Below are 14,641 nucleotides of genomic sequence, written 5' to 3'. Positions count from 1 at the left end.
AATATCAGACAGTGGACCAATCGCCTTAGTCATTCGTGTTGTTATAGTTATTTGTGTTGCTATAGTTACTCGCGCTTTGCAGTTGGTCGCGTAGTTTTAGTTATTGGCTGTGGACTTAGCTCCAGCAGTAGCTACGGTTAAGTACACAGATAACTATTAGATTAGCAAATGTGACACAAGTTTCTATAACTATTTGAAAAATAAAAGAGGACTAGGGCTTCCAAGCCAATTGGTTAGGACCGAGTTTTTGAGTGTGGGCGATCGTTTTGTGCAAACGCTCAAGCACTTCATCGGGGGTGTCATTGTGGCTAAAGGCTGTGCTTGCTGCTGATAGAGTGATTGTAATCAGTTGGTCACGGAATTTGAATGGTAAGTTGCTGATTTTAGTTTGTATTTCTCTAACTTTAGCTTGGCAGTGAGCTTCATTTTGTTCAGGCATAATCAGTACAAACTCTTCGCCAGAGAAGCGAGCAACGGTATCAGTATTTGAAACTGAACTTGAAATGGTTTTGGCAATGATTTTAAGAGCCTTGTCTCCAGCGCTATAGCCAAAGTTGTGGTTTATGCTCTTGAACTTATCAATATCAAAGATGATAACCCAGAGCGGATGCTGATTTTTAAGCCAGCGACGATATTCGATCTCAAGTTTATCCAGCAAAGCGGTACGATTGTAGACCTTAGTAAGAGGGTCTAACAGCATGCGTTTGGATTGATCCTCTAGGCGGCGTCGATAGTCTTGAGTGACATCGTAGAGTGACTCAAGTTGATTATTGCTATGCGTCATTCTTTCTAACAAGGCTTGTTCACGAGCTTCGGCATGTTGCAGGCGCTCGGTTAGGGAAGCTAGTTGAGCAAACAATGGATTCATGGTTCGCTTAGCATCTTCTAAGTCTTGCAAGTTGGCGATACTGTTTTGTCCCGTAGTCACTAAATCACTGAGTTCTTTACTCATGATTTGTCGCTGCTCAAAGTAGATTTGATTCTGATCGAGGTTTTGAGCATTGCTTTTTAGTGAGGACGAAAGTGACGTATTTACTCGTTCTAAAAATTGCTCTGAGGTGCGACGCTCATATTTGGTGGCATCAATAACCAAACGTAGTACTTGTAAGGTCAGCTCGAGCAAGTTATTGCCGGAGGCGTCAGTAAGCAGCTTAGAGCGAATTTCAAACAGCTGCTCCCCAGGCTCACCGTCAAAATCAAGTTCTGTAATCAGGTTCTGAAGCTCGTCACCTAAGGTTAACAGTAAAGCGGAATCCGCACTGATTTCTGGTTCTTTGGAGGTTAACGCAGAGTTTGAGGTAATAATCTTGATGGCACGTTCATAAATCGCCAGTAGCTTCACCGCGTTGTCGGTAAGTTTTAGCGAATTGTTGTCGTTGTAAGCAAGAATAGAGCGCAGGTCACGCTTGATTTGAGCGGGTAGGCCGGCAACGCGCTGCAATGTTTCGCCACTGCGTCGAGTCTGCTCTTCCAATGAGCTTTGTTGTTTTTCCATGGCAACTGCCTTTTGACCGATAAGGCGCTCCAAAATAGCAAACTTTGGCACCAAACTACTGATGTCTTTGTTATGCTCTAACTCATGGCGTAATTCAATCAGTTTGTCATCAATTCGCGAGTGCGAACCAATATGGGCGTGACTTAAGGTACCAATAAAGCGTTTTAGAATAGTTTGCTCACGACGAGATTTCAGCGATGCATCTCGTTGAGCAACGCGTAATTGCTCCAACTGCATTCTAAGCTGATGGAGATTCTCCATTGTCTCGCTATCCTGTGAGCCCATAAATCCTATAAAAACAAACTAGTTGTCAAACTTATTGATGTATTGATTGATAATATCAAAAAACATCACAACGTCACGTAATCTTGCGTTCAAGTGCCGTATTTTTACTCACTAGTCAGTATTTTTTTGAACCCGTCCTCATTCTGAGAGGATGAGTGCACTTTTATTAGTCCTTGTTTTATAGCGGTTCGGCATGCTTGTCGGATATCTTCAGTCGCTAAACTTGCGGCAGGTGCATTATCTATTGCCTTCAAATAAACCCAATGACTTTTACTTTCTTTCATACTGACATCTCGCGCCATATGTGTAGCGATGAGTAATATGTCAAGCAGCTCTTTATCATTGATGGCGGTGTAGGCTCGCGGCAAGAATGGGTAGTTGGCCATGCCGACACGGACGATACGATTGATGTTTCGATTTGGCTCAAATTCGTCCACCCAACTTTGAATTTCTTCGAATAAGCTCTCTGCAGTTCGTGGCTTAATGCTCGGTTCAATATAGAGTAAGTTCGCGTCTGAGAAATGATAGATACGAGCAGGGCTTTCTATTTTGCTGCGGATAAATTCACCAAATGCACGTTCTAGTTCGAGACCCGATTTATAACCGTTTTGAAGGTACATATTTCTTAGGAACGGTACATCGATCATGACAAAACGAAGACGATCGCTTAAAGGCTCGTTAATAAGCTCACCAACCTGCCACTGTTCAAAGTAGCTTTGGGTGCGCTGCAACGAACTTGGTAAGTTAGCGTTTAATAAACGTAGGTTCGGCAAACCAGAGCGAGCATGGGTAAATAACGTGTCATTAAGTTCTTTTAACTCGGTTTTGTTACGTCGATAAACATAGAACAATCTCAGCCCCATCAGTGCCATGACAGAGAGGGCACAGAACAGACCAAAAGCGACTTTCTGGAACTTTTTCTGTTGCAGCAGTGCATCTTTGAGCTCTTGTTTTTGCGTTTCGTAGTGTAGGCCCTGTTCAACAAACTGTTTTTGTTGCCTGAAGGCGTCTTCACTTATTTGATTAAGCTGATCTTGCTGGTAAATGCGCAGCGAATTAGCTTTCTTAATTTCATCGAGTGCTTGTTGGTAGTGGCCTTGCTGTTCATGGCCTAACGCTAATAACTGGTATGCTTGCTGTTCTAGCGATGTTTGATTCAGGGATTTACTCAGCTCAAGTGCCTTGGTGGCATGTTCAATGACTTTGTCATTTTCTTGCTGGTGGTAAGCTAGTCCTGCGTACAATAGTGATGCACGCGCCTTAAGCGCCGGGTAATCGGCATAACTTAATAGGTTTTCTGCTCGGGTAAGATACTGCTCGGCAAGCGGATAGTTGTAGAGTTGCAAATACGTGGATGCCAAACTAATTCGAATATCGATGACTTTTTCGATATTTTTATCGGTTGCTTGGTGGTCGATAACATTAAAGTAATGCACTAAAGCCAAGTTGTATTTCCCTTGAAGGAAATAAATATCCCCCATGAGCTTTAACACATCCGCGAGGATAGGGGACTCAGGGTAATTGCCATAAAAATCGGCGGCTTGTGACAAGTGTTCAAGCGCTTTATCCAGTACCTGACGCTGCATGAATAACTGCGCTAGCAATTGGTTAATATGTGCCAGCTGATCGCTACTGTTCAGCTCGATTGCGGTCCAATAAGCGAGCAAGAGCTCAGATAGCGCTTCGTTGTAGCGTCGGTAGCGGAGGAAGTGGGTACCATAAGCGGTATGATATTCAACTTCCCATTTCGAAAGTTTATCTTGCGGTACGAATTCATTCGCCTTTTGATACATATGATTCGCGAGATCGTATTCATTTTTCGCCGAAGCTATCTCTGCTTGTAAGATTTTGATGCGGTAGCTGGTGCGGTTAGCAATGCTTTGGCCTTTACGAATCGCCTCAAGGTCTTTTTCTATAGTCTTGAGCGCATCTAACGCCTTTGCCCCTTCGCTGTCTGTCAGCCATAGTAAACGTGTCTTGAGAATACGTACATCCAACTCTAAGAACAGCAAGTGATATTGCTTGGTCATTGACTCGGCTTTATCTAAGCCTTGCAACGCCTCGCGGACTCGTCCCAAGTTAAACTGGGCTTGAGAAGCGATGATTAACGCATTCACCGTACTTAATGGCGTTCGAATGCGTTGGTCGGTATCGTCACGAGATAGGTTTGGAAGGCGATCATCATTGGGCTCTGCAAAACTGCGGTTTGTCAGGTAGTCGGTCGCGATTTCTAGCGCTTTGCTGGGCTCAATTTCGACCAACTTATCCGCCTCAACCAAGAGGGGAGAAGTAAAAGACGACGTTGCATTCGCCACACTACTTAGAAGCGCTGCAAAAATCCCTAATACAACCCAAAATTTAGAGCCCATGAAAGTGTCCATTTCCTGAAGTTTAAAAGGTTACTGTCTTGCCATACGAGCATTATGCTCAGGTGCTTGATATTGATTAGAACGGTATGGGTTGATGTCTAAACCACCGCGACGAGTGTATCTTGCATACACAGTTAACTTAGTTGGATTACAGTATTGCATCAAATCAGTGAAAATACGTTCGACACACTGTTCGTGGAATTCGTTGTGTTCGCGGAAGGACACTAAGTAGCGCAGTAACGCTTCTCGATCTATCTTTGCGCCTTGATATTGTATTTCCACGCTGCCCCAATCTGGCTGATTAGTGATCAAGCAATTTGATTTTAGCAGATGGCTATGAAGCGCTTCCTCAACGATTTCATCACCCGCAGCGTCTTTAAGAAGCTCTGCATCAAATTCGTAGTTATCGATGGCAATATCCTGGTCATCAATACATTCGCCTGCCATACCTACGATTTTGGTATTTTCGAAATCCGCGACAGGGGTCAGTTTGACACTGACCGTTTCGCCTGCGCAGTTAGACAGATCAGTTGCAATTGTGGACTGCACTTGCTCCCAAGTTGCAAATCGCGTTTGATTGTAGCTATTCAAATACAGTTTGAATGACTTCGACTCGATAAGGTTTGCACTCGTAGCTGGAATGGACACTTCACCGACCGCGACTTGAGGTAAACCTTTAGCATTGAGCCATGAGATTTCATATAGCGTCCAAATATCACACCCTTGGAATGGCAGAGTTTTCCCTAGTTCAAGGTCATCACGATTTAAGCTTCTCGGCACTGGTTGCAATAAAGTGGCATCGTAGTGATTGGCGTACTCGGTTTTTTGGCCGAGGGTGAGACCTGAAAGCTCTTTAGCGTTGGAATATTTGCTCATAATTGTGTGATATTTCGATTAGAATAAGCTGAATTTTACGAGATCCCTGAATAGCTGTCATCCTTTGTCGTGGTAAAACGCGTTGTAAGCGAAGGATAACTGGAGAGAATATGAATCAAAGTGTACAACAAGCTTTGGAGGCGTTTTCAAAACGCTATCAACAAGCATGGCAAGAAAAACATCAAACACTTCCTGCTAGTGAAGAATTGCATGGATTAGTTTCCCCATGTATTGATAGCAAAGACGAGCAACAGGTTTATTGGACACATTGTCTTCGCGATGCTCCTGAGATGCTCGAAAACATCGAGCAAGGTATTGAGTTGAGCCTTCACGATGACATTAAAGGTTTTTACGGCCATCAATATAGTGCTGATATGGAAGCAACTTGGCAGGGTAACGAACTGACCTTACTGCAAGTTTGGAGTGACGATGATTTTACTCGTTTGCAAGAAAATATCTTGGGCCACTTGGTGACACAAAGAAGGTTGAAGCTTAAGCCTACGGTATTTATCGCGGCAACCGATGCCGATATGGACGTGATTTCAATCTGCAACATCACTGGAAATGTCATTCTGGAGCGTTTGGGTACCGATAGAAGAGATGTGATTGCTGAAGATATCGTCACTTTCCTCGATGGATTGGAGCCTAACGTTTAATTATGTATGTTGTTGAGCTTCATTTTGAGTGTTTTGATAACACCACTATTAGCGCAGTAGAAAAAGGTATTAATGGCCTGATGGATGCGCTGCGATATAACGGTCAGGTATTAGGGCGTGAATTTCCCATAATGATGGGGGAAGGGGAGTTTTTTGTACGAGCTGTGTGTCCTGAACAAGAAAGCCTACATCCCAAACATCACTCTGATTTTGTGAAAGTCTGCCTCAAGCGTTTATCAGAGGCATGCCTGCTCGCACCTAAAGTAAGATTATTGGGACGCGATATTAACTCAGAGCAAGCGGCAGAAGATGAAGTACCAAGTTGGCAGGTGCTTTATACCACCTATGTGCACACTTGTTCTCCACTTCGAAGTGGTGAGACCTTATTGCCTATTCCGCTCTACCGAAACCCTCCGACTTTAAATGGAGACCATAAGTCGGTCATTAAATGGCAAACCGAATGGCAAGCTTGCGATGAGATTCAGATGGCAGGAGGATGTAAAGCTGAGCATGCCGCATTACGAGAGCTATCGGACATTGGTAGTGATATTTTCCGTCGTGGTTGGGATATTCGTGGCCGCATTGAGTACATTACACAAATTCCAACCTATTACTATCTCTACAAAGTTGGTGGTAAGGATCTAGCAGAAGAGAAAGCTCGCAAATGCCCTAAATGTGGTGGTGAATGGCTACTTGATGAGCCTTTGCATGACATTTTCTACTTCAAATGCGATACCTGCCGAATAGTGTCGAATATTTCTTGGGATCATCTGAAGTAAAACAGTTTGAACGCAGGGTTTAGAACGTAAAAAAGGTTGAAGCGAGATGCTTCAACCTTTTTTGTATCTGAATTAAAAGCGAGTCATTACCAGCCTTTAACAACACCACCTTGGAAGATATCAGAAGCGGCGTTGTAGACTTCGTCAGTTTGGTATGCTTTAACGAAGTTTTGTACATTTTCAGCGTTTACATTGTCTTCACGAGCTACGATAAGGTTTACGTATGGCGACTCTTTATCTTCAACAAATACGCCGTCTTTTTGAGGTGTTAGGTTGATAGAGCTAGCGTACGTAGTGTTAATGACTGACAGCGCAACATCGTCGAGTGAACGTGGAAGTTGAGCAGCGTCAAGCTCAACGATGGTGATGTTTTTCGGATTGCTCTCGATGTCACGAACGGTAGCCAGTAGACCAACGCCATCACGTAGCGTGATCAGACCTTGTTGCTCAAGAAGCAGCAGAGAACGACCTAGGTTTGTTGGATCGTTTGGTACTGCAATGCGAGCACCATCTTGGATTTCATCCACAGACTTTACTTGCTTAGAGTAGCCTGCGATAGGGTAGACAAATGTGTTACCTGCAACAGTCAGCTTATAGTTGCGGTCTGCAATTTGTTGATCCAAATATGGCTTATGTTGGAATGCGTTGATATCAATAGAGCCATCATCTAACGCTGCGTTTGGCGTCACGTAATCTGTGAAGGTAACTAACTCAACATCAAGGTTGTATTTTTCTTTTGCTACTTTCGCTGCTACTTCTGCTACCTGTGCTTCTGCACCGGCCATAACACCAACTTTGATTTTGTTAGTATCGGCTTCTTTCTCACCACAACCGGCTAGAACGAGTGCAGACGCTGCTGCTGCGATTGCGAGTAAATTCTTAACATTGAATTTCATGACTCTCTCCTTGTTATAAATCTAAAACTTCAATTATCTGTGGTCTACTCGGCGCACAATAGCGTCGCCAATAGACTGAATAATTTGTACTAATACGATGAGCATGACGACAGTAACTGCCATGATAACCACATCATATCGGTGGAATCCGTAACGTATCGCGACATCACCAAGACCACCGCCACCGACTGTGCCAGCCATTGCTGAGTAGCTTACAAGTGTCACTAATGTAATTGTCACTGAATTGACAATAGTAGGTAATGCTTCAGGAAGCAGCACTTTGGTAATAATTTGATAAGGGGTAGCACCCATTGACTGCGCCGCTTCCACTAAGCCCGTTGGAACTTCAAGCAAGGCGCCTTCAATTAAACGAGCGACAAATGGAATAGCCCCTACTGTTAATGGCACGATGGCTGCTGTTGTACCAATAAAGGTACCGATGAGCATTTTGGTCACTGGAATGATGGCGACCATTAATACTAAGAATGGTACAGAACGGCCTACGTTGACTACGGCACCTAGCACACTATTTAGACGTGGGTTTTCCAGCAAGCCACCTTTCTTTGTTGTATGTAGAATCACCCCTAGCGGAATACCTACGGCGAAGCCAACAATGCCAGCAACAGCGACCATGTAGAGCGTTTCCCATGTCGCGCCGAGCAGTAGATTGCTATTAAGTGATAGCCATTCAGAGACAGTATTAAAGGACATAGCCAAGTACCTCTACTTTTACATTGTGGTCACGAAGGTATTGGATTGCTGCATTATCATCGCTTTCATTACCGAATAACTCAGCGACCATCATGCCAAATTTAACCCCACCGGCATAATCAAGATCTGAGCTGAGAATGCTCACATCAATGTTGTATTTGCGCGCAACTTGCGTCATTAGCGGTGCGTCAACGGTTGCTCCAGTGAACTCAAGGCGTACCAGTGGGTAACTGCCTTCAACTCGTTCGGTTTGCAAGCGAGCTTGATAATCTTCCGGAATAGAAAGATCCAGTGTGGAGCGAATAAATTCGTGCGCGAGCTCGGTTTTAGGATGAGCGAAGATTTCGCCCACAGTGCCTTTCTCTACAAGGCGACCATCACCAATGATTGCCACTTCATGGCAGATGCTTTTCACCACATCCATTTCATGAGTAATAAGTAACATGGTGATTTTAAGCTTACGGTTAATTTCTTTGAGCAGTTCAAGAATAGACTGAGTCGTCGCTGGGTCTAGTGCGCTCGTCGCTTCATCGCATAGCAGAACTTTAGGATCAGAAGCCAAGGCTCGAGCAATGGCGACGCGCTGCTTTTGTCCGCCACTCAGGTTAGCCGGATAGGTGTCACGCTTGTCGGCAAGGCCTACTAATTTAAGCAGTTCAGAGACTTTGTTCTCAATATCAGAACTTGCTTTACCTGCAAGTTCAAGTGGTAACGCGACATTCTCAAATACGGTACGAGATGAGAGCAGATTAAAATGTTGGAAGATCATGCCAATATTGCGGCGCGTTTCGCTGAGCTCTGACTTGGACAGTTTAGTCAGGTCAATACCATCAACAATGACTGCTCCAGACGTCGGTGCTTCTAGCATGTTAACGCAACGAATCAGGGTACTTTTCCCTGCACCGGATGAGCCAATCACACCAAAGATGGTGCCTTCAGCAATATGGAGGTTAATATCAGACAAAGCGTTGATTTCCTTTGTCCCTTGATAAAACACTTTGTTTACCTGATTAATTTCGATCATCTAAGCAACCTAAACCCAATGAGTAGCATAAAAGTTTGAACTACATCTCAATTGATAGAAGATGCTATGGGTTTCACCGATTTGTGTCAATAGATATTTTTACGTCTAGACGTCTAAACGGCATTTTCATAGTGATGTGGATATAAAAGCATGTAATAATTCATGTCATTAGCACTTATCTAGAGCAAGAGAGTAACCTGTGGCAAAACCAGCTGTGTTTTTGGACCGTGATGGCGTAATCAATATCGACCATGGCTACGTAAGCGATGAACATGACTTCGAATATGTTGAAGGTGTATTTGAAGCGACTAAGAAATTACAAGATATGGGATACATGCTCGTATTGGTAACGAACCAGTCTGGGATCGCTCGTGGTATGTTCTCAGAAGACCGCTTTTTGTCTCTAACTCAATGGATGGACTGGAACTTCTCAGATAATGGTGTCGAATTTGATGGTATTTACTACTGCCCTCATCATCCAGAGCACGGAATTGGTGACTACAAACAAGATTGTGACTGTCGTAAGCCAAAACCGGGGATGTTCATTTCGGCAAGAGATTTTCTCAAGATAGACATGGCTAAATCCGTTATGGTGGGTGACAAAGCAGAAGATATGATGGCGGCTGTAGCGGCTGGTGTGGGTACTAAGATTTTAGTTCGTACAGGTAAACCTGTTACTGAGCGCGGTGAGTCCATTGCGACTACGGTTCTTGATAGCATCCGCGACGTACCAGCGTATCTTGCTAAATAGACACAAACTGAATGGGTGTTGGCCTTAAAGAGGAGAAATGATGCTTTCAATTGCAAAAAAAACGTTGTTACCCGTTTTATTGGTGAGTGGATTGGCGGCATGCAGTAGTGGCGGACAAACGGAATCCGCAGCTGGTAATTATCATGTGCTCCAATATGAGTGTGATAGTCAAAATTTCCAGGTCACTCAACTTTCCAGTGAACAAATCCTTTTGCTGATAGATAAGACGGAATATCCGTTGCATCGAGTCCCCTCAGCATCCGGCGTGCGCTATACCTTGGATGGTGAGTCGCAAACCGATTCTAATATTGAGTTGTTCAGTAAAGGCCGAGAAGGCATGCTGACAATGAATGGTGTCACTGATAAGTCCTGCCGTATGACCACACGTAGTATTCCTAAAGGCTAATGACTAAAAAACTGACCATACTTGATATCGCGAAACTATCGGGAGTCGGCAAATCGACCGTCTCTCGAGTGTTGACCAATGACCCCAAAGTTAAGCCTGAGACTCGCGAAAAGGTAGAGCAGGTGATCGCGGAGCATGGTTATGTTCCGTCAAAATCGGCTCAGTCTATGCGAGGTGGTGGAGCTCAGAACGTGATTGGTGTGATCATTTCTCGACTGGATTCCCCTTCTGAAAACAAAGCCGTCAGCAGCATGCTTAATGTACTCTATGCGGCAGGCTATGACGTTGTGATTATGGAAAGCCAGTTCGATCCGGTGAAAACTAATGAACATCTTAACGTGTTGCGAAAGCGAAATGTGGATGGGGTAATAGTGTTTGGTTTTACCGAGTTGGATCTGGATGCCGTGGCAGATTGGGATGAAAAGGTAGTTGTGATTGCGATGGATACCGATCGAGTGTCGTCGATCAATTACGACAATGCCGGTTTGATCCACGCGGTTCTTAATAAGCTTAAAGATCAAGGCGTGAGTGATCTGGCGTTTATTGGTGTGGATCCTGAAGATAAAACTACAGGCTTAGCTCGTTTAAACGCTTATCAAGTTTGGTGTGAAGAGCAGCAATTGCCGGCTCGGTTTCGTACCGGAGCACTTCATCATGAGAGTGCATACTCACTAGTGGATGATGTGGTGAGTGATTCCCTGCAAGCCATTGTCTGCGCGAGCGATACTCTAGCACTGGGCACCATTAAGCGCTTACAAGAGTTAGGAAGAGAGGACATTATTGTCACGGGTATTGGTGGCAATGAATTGTTGTCATTTTTATTCCCGAATATCTACAGTATTGATCCTGGCTATCATCAAGCAGGTGAAAAAGCAGCTAACCTATTGATTAAGCAATTGAAAGGCGACGCTATCGTCTCTCATCTCACACAAGAAGCTGTGTAAAAACGGCTTCTACTCTGTCTTCTCATCCTTTTCTTTTGATGCATTTCTCTACAATTATTGTGATCACTCTCAATTAATGGGAATGTTCCCATTTACGTTTCTTTCTCGTGTGTCACACTGCATTTAGATTTTTGGGAATGTTCCCATTGGCGCATTGCGGTATTATTAATACAACGAGACACATGGACGTTTGTTATCCAACGTCTCTATATCAGTAAAAAGGTGTACATACGATGAGCAAGATAGCGAAGCAAGACATTGCAGCCATCATCGAAGGGGTAGGCGGAGCCGACAACATTGCCAGTGTGAGTCACTGCTTAACTCGTCTGAGATTTGTTCTTAACGACACAGAAAAAGCAGATAAATCAGCACTGGAAAGCTTAAAGGTTGTTAAGGGCTGTTTTACCAATGCTGGCCAATTCCAAGTCGTAATTGGTACTGAAGTCGATGAAGTATACAAGCTACTTATTAACATGGCGGGAAAGAAAGCTGCATCAAAAGATGATGCCAAACTGGCTGCTCGCCAAAATATGAATATTCTCGAGCGTGGTATTTCGCATTTAGCCGAAATTTTTGTTCCTCTTTTACCTGCGATTATCACTGGTGGTCTGATTCTTGGTTTTCGAAATGTCATTGGCGACATTCGCATGTTCGATGGCAAGACGCTGGTTGAAATCAGCCAGTTCTGGGCCACGGTTCATTCGTTCTTATGGTTAATTGGTGAAGCAATCTTCTTCTTCCTGCCTGTTGGTGTGTGTTGGTCGACAGTGAAAAAACTGGGAGGCACACCTATTCTGGGTATTACTCTGGGTGTGACCTTGGTGTCGCCACAACTAATGAATGCCTACTTAATCGGTAAGCAGGTTCCTGAAGTCTGGGACTTTGGTTTATTCGTGATAGAGAAAGTGGGCTATCAAGCTCAGGTCATTCCAGCCATGTTAGCCGGTGTTGCGTTGGCCTTTATCGAAACGAACCTTAAACGTATTGTTCCAAGTTACCTGTATCTGGTTGTGGTGCCTTTCGTTTCAATCATTCTATCTGTGATTTTGGCGCACGCACTTATTGGTCCTTTTGGTCGCGTGCTGGGTGACGGTGTTGCATTTGCAGCGAAAGCTGCGATGACGGGTGACTTCGCGGTTCTTGGTTCTATGGTATTTGGCTTCCTATACGCACCACTTGTGATAACGGGTATCCACCACACGACTAACGCCGTTGACTTACAGCTTATGCAAGACCTTGGAGGTACGCCAATCTGGCCTTTGATTGCTTTGTCAAACATTGCTCAAGCTTCTGCAGTTGTCGGTATCATCATTATTAGTAAGCGCGAAGGCGAACGAGATATTTCAGTTCCTGCTGCTATCTCTGCGTACTTAGGGGTAACAGAGCCTGCAATGTACGGTATTAACTTGAAATACAAATTCCCGATGTTGAGCGCCATGATTGGTAGTGCGCTTGCTGCAGCGATTTGTGGTAGTGCTGGTGTAATGGCGAATGGTATTGGTGTTGGTGGTCTACCGGGTATTCTTTCCATCCAACCTCAGTACTGGACGGTATATCTAATGGCGATGCTAGTAGCTATGGCGGTGCCAATTATCCTAACCCTGTTCCTGTATAAACGCGCTCAGTCAAAAGGCGAGCTAGAGCTTGCAAGCGCGTAACTCCCCCATTAGTGGCTCAATTTGAGCCACTGTTTTCTTTTTGTTTCTTTTGTAATGGTAAGTGAGATTGAAATCGATGAGTCAACAAGCTCAACAAGACTGGTGGAAAACCGCCACTATTTATCAAATCTATCCGAAGAGTTTTTGTGACAGCGGCAACAAAGGTATGGGGGATATCAAAGGCATTACCTCAAAGCTAGATTACCTTGATCAGCTTGGTGTTGATGCTATCTGGTTAACACCAGTATATGCCTCTCCAATGATTGATAACGGTTACGATATTGCTGACTATTACGCTATTAACCCTGATTTTGGCACCATGCAAGATTTTGATGAGCTACTAGAACAAGCTCATCAAAAGGGGATTCGTATTATCATGGATATCGTAGTGAACCATACGTCAACACAGCATGAATGGTTCCAGGCCGCTCTTGGTGATAAGCAAAGTCCTTATCGTGATTATTATATTTGGAAACCTGGTCGTGATGGGCAAGCCCCAAACAACTGGCAATCTAAATTTGGTGGCTCTGCATGGGCACTAGATGAAGCCACAAACGAATACTATTTGCATTTGTTTGCCAAAGAGCAGGCCGATCTGAACTGGGAGAACCCTGCTGTTCGAGACGACGTGAAACGTGTGATTGAGTTTTGGGCGCAAAAAGGAGTCGATGGATTTAGGTTAGACGTCATTAACCTGATTTCAAAGCAGCAAGATTTTGCAGATGATCATATTGGTGATGGCCGTCGCTTTTACACTGATGGCCCTAGAGTGCATGAATATCTACAAGAGATCAGCGAAGCGGTATTCCAAAAGTATGGTTCAGTGACGGTCGGTGAGATGTCTTCGACAACGCTAGAGCATTGCCTGCAATACAGCGCGTTAGATAGCAAAGAGCTGTCGATGGTGTTTAACTTTCATCACTTGAAAGTTGATTATCCAAATGGAGAGAAGTGGACTAAAGCGGATTTTGACTTTGCCCAGCTCAAGCAAATTTTCAACCATTGGCAAACGGGTCTGAATGGCAAAGGTTGGGGAGCACTGTTTTGGTGTAACCATGACCAGCCACGCATTGTGAGCCGCTTGGGTAATGATACCCGCTATCACAATAAGTCGGCGAAAATGCTCGCAGCGTCCGTCCATTTAATGCAAGGAACGCCATACATATTCCAAGGCGAAGAGATTGGTATGACTAACCCAGGCTTTACTGAGCTTGCTCAGTATCGTGATGTGGAAAGTTTGAATATGTACCAGCTAATGGTTGAAGAGGGTACAACGTCTCATGATGAGATGATGGCAATCTTGCAGCAAAAATCTCGAGATAACTCTCGCACGCCGATGCAATGGGATGGCAGTGTTAATGCAGGGTTTACTTCAGGAATACCTTGGATCGAGGTCTCTAAAAATTACCCACAAATCAATGCGCAGGCAGCACTTCAAGACGAGCAATCCGTGTTCTACTTCTACAAGGAACTGATCGCTCTTCGCAAAACGATGCCTGTAATAACCGATGGTAGTTATACTGATTTGTTCCCGGAGCATGAACAGGTGCATGGATATCTGCGAGAAAACGCTGAAACCATGTTGCTATGCCTGAATAACTATTTCGGGCAGGAGACTCAGGTCACTCTACCGGAATCTTTTGTTGCGCTCACTGGACAACGAGTCTTGAGCAACTACGAGCTAGAACGCAAAGTAACGCTTGAGAAAAAAGTAGTCATGAAGCCGTATGAGACGTTAGCTATTTTGATTAATAAGTAACGAGCAATGCCCTTCGCCGAACTGAGAGGAAA

Annotated in this window: 13 protein-coding genes; 7 read left to right on the top strand and 6 right to left on the bottom strand. The window is 44.3% G+C overall.

The window, feature by feature from the left end; all coding sequences use genetic code 11:
• Positions 1-211: 211 nt before the first annotated feature.
• From HW45_RS05485 to queF, 3 genes are all read right to left on the bottom strand, one after another.
• The gene (locus HW45_RS05485) at positions 212-1,780 is read right to left on the bottom strand and encodes a GGDEF domain-containing protein (RefSeq protein WP_038225428.1); all 1,569 of its coding nucleotides are present in this window, start codon (positions 1,778-1,780) and stop codon (positions 212-214) included.
• Positions 1,781-1,884: 104 nt separating this feature from the next.
• Positions 1,885-4,149, bottom strand: coding sequence for a tetratricopeptide repeat protein (locus HW45_RS05480; protein ID WP_038225427.1), 2,265 nt, complete (start codon positions 4,147-4,149; stop codon positions 1,885-1,887).
• A gap of 30 nt (positions 4,150-4,179) precedes the next feature.
• Positions 4,180-5,025 (bottom strand): NADPH-dependent 7-cyano-7-deazaguanine reductase QueF, encoded by an 846-nt coding sequence (queF, locus tag HW45_RS05475; RefSeq protein ID WP_006075398.1) that lies wholly within the window; start codon positions 5,023-5,025, stop codon positions 4,180-4,182.
• A gap of 110 nt (positions 5,026-5,135) precedes the next feature.
• Between queF and syd the strand changes: the two genes are divergently transcribed.
• Together syd and HW45_RS05465 are read left to right on the top strand one after the other, a co-directional pair.
• Positions 5,136-5,681 carry a SecY-interacting protein gene (syd, locus tag HW45_RS05470; RefSeq protein ID WP_038225426.1) on the top strand — a complete coding sequence of 182 codons (546 nt, stop codon included), beginning with the start codon at positions 5,136-5,138 and terminating at the stop codon, positions 5,679-5,681.
• Between the two features lie 2 nt (positions 5,682-5,683).
• The gene (locus HW45_RS05465) at positions 5,684-6,460 is read left to right on the top strand and encodes a Zn-ribbon-containing protein (protein WP_038225425.1); all 777 of its coding nucleotides are present in this window, start codon (positions 5,684-5,686) and stop codon (positions 6,458-6,460) included.
• An 86-nt stretch (positions 6,461-6,546) separates the two neighbouring features.
• Here the strand turns inward: HW45_RS05465 and HW45_RS05460 are convergent, their stop codons facing one another.
• From HW45_RS05460 to metN, 3 genes are read right to left on the bottom strand one after another with little or no spacing between them, the layout of a single operon-like run.
• Positions 6,547-7,356, bottom strand: a complete 810-nt coding sequence (locus HW45_RS05460; RefSeq protein WP_038225424.1) for a MetQ/NlpA family lipoprotein — start codon at positions 7,354-7,356, stop codon at positions 6,547-6,549.
• Between the two features lie 33 nt (positions 7,357-7,389).
• Positions 7,390-8,067: a methionine ABC transporter permease gene (locus HW45_RS05455; protein ID WP_038225423.1), complete on the bottom strand. Its 678-nt coding sequence runs from the start codon at positions 8,065-8,067 to the stop codon at positions 7,390-7,392.
• Positions 8,057-9,091, bottom strand: a complete 1,035-nt coding sequence (gene metN / locus HW45_RS05450) for a methionine ABC transporter ATP-binding protein MetN (RefSeq protein ID WP_038225422.1) — start codon at positions 9,089-9,091, stop codon at positions 8,057-8,059. Before metN ends, HW45_RS05455 begins: the two co-directional genes overlap by 11 nt.
• Before the next feature lie 199 nt (positions 9,092-9,290).
• Between metN and gmhB the strand changes: the two genes are divergently transcribed.
• From gmhB to treC, 5 genes are all read left to right on the top strand, one after another.
• Positions 9,291-9,842, top strand: a complete 552-nt coding sequence (gene gmhB / locus HW45_RS05445; protein ID WP_038225421.1) for a D-glycero-beta-D-manno-heptose 1,7-bisphosphate 7-phosphatase — start codon at positions 9,291-9,293, stop codon at positions 9,840-9,842.
• Positions 9,843-9,879: 37 nt separating this feature from the next.
• Positions 9,880-10,248: an MliC family protein gene (locus HW45_RS28320; RefSeq protein ID WP_051867818.1), complete on the top strand. Its 369-nt coding sequence runs from the start codon at positions 9,880-9,882 to the stop codon at positions 10,246-10,248.
• Complete coding sequence (treR, locus tag HW45_RS05435) at positions 10,248-11,192, top strand: trehalose operon repressor TreR (RefSeq protein ID WP_038225420.1); 945 nt, start codon at positions 10,248-10,250, stop codon at positions 11,190-11,192. The genes HW45_RS28320 and treR overlap by 1 nt, the downstream gene beginning before the upstream one ends.
• 233 nt (positions 11,193-11,425) lie before the next feature.
• Positions 11,426-12,850, top strand: coding sequence for a PTS trehalose transporter subunit IIBC (gene treB, locus HW45_RS05430; RefSeq protein ID WP_038225419.1), 1,425 nt, complete (start codon positions 11,426-11,428; stop codon positions 12,848-12,850).
• Positions 12,851-12,926: 76 nt separating this feature from the next.
• Positions 12,927-14,609, top strand: a complete 1,683-nt coding sequence (treC, locus tag HW45_RS05425; protein WP_038225418.1) for an alpha,alpha-phosphotrehalase — start codon at positions 12,927-12,929, stop codon at positions 14,607-14,609.
• Positions 14,610-14,641 lie beyond the last annotated feature (32 nt).

Origin of the sequence: Vibrio sp. ER1A (assembly GCF_000733315.1) — a bacterium.
GTDB classification, from domain to species: domain Bacteria; phylum Pseudomonadota; class Gammaproteobacteria; order Enterobacterales; family Vibrionaceae; genus Vibrio; species Vibrio mediterranei.
This window is presented reverse-complemented; position numbering and strand designations above follow the sequence as displayed.

Excerpts from the sequence above, each read along its gene's own strand:
- HW45_RS05485 (WP_038225428.1), bottom strand. The coding sequence starts at position 1,780 with ATGGGCTCACAGGATAGCGAGACAATGGAGAATCTCCATCAGCTTAGA.
- HW45_RS05480 (WP_038225427.1), bottom strand. The coding sequence starts at position 4,149 with ATGGGCTCTAAATTTTGGGTTGTATTAGGGATTTTTGCAGCGCTTCTA.
- queF (WP_006075398.1), bottom strand. The coding sequence starts at position 5,025 with ATGAGCAAATATTCCAACGCTAAAGAGCTTTCAGGTCTCACCCTCGGC.
- syd (WP_038225426.1), top strand. The coding sequence starts at position 5,136 with ATGAATCAAAGTGTACAACAAGCTTTGGAGGCGTTTTCAAAACGCTAT.
- HW45_RS05465 (WP_038225425.1), top strand. The coding sequence starts at position 5,684 with ATGTATGTTGTTGAGCTTCATTTTGAGTGTTTTGATAACACCACTATT.
- HW45_RS05460 (WP_038225424.1), bottom strand. The coding sequence starts at position 7,356 with ATGAAATTCAATGTTAAGAATTTACTCGCAATCGCAGCAGCAGCGTCT.
- HW45_RS05455 (WP_038225423.1), bottom strand. The coding sequence starts at position 8,067 with ATGTCCTTTAATACTGTCTCTGAATGGCTATCACTTAATAGCAATCTA.
- metN (WP_038225422.1), bottom strand. The coding sequence starts at position 9,091 with ATGATCGAAATTAATCAGGTAAACAAAGTGTTTTATCAAGGGACAAAG.
- HW45_RS28320 (WP_051867818.1), top strand. The coding sequence starts at position 9,880 with ATGATGCTTTCAATTGCAAAAAAAACGTTGTTACCCGTTTTATTGGTG.
- treR (WP_038225420.1), top strand. The coding sequence starts at position 10,248 with ATGACTAAAAAACTGACCATACTTGATATCGCGAAACTATCGGGAGTC.
- treB (WP_038225419.1), top strand. The coding sequence starts at position 11,426 with ATGAGCAAGATAGCGAAGCAAGACATTGCAGCCATCATCGAAGGGGTA.
- treC (WP_038225418.1), top strand. The coding sequence starts at position 12,927 with ATGAGTCAACAAGCTCAACAAGACTGGTGGAAAACCGCCACTATTTAT.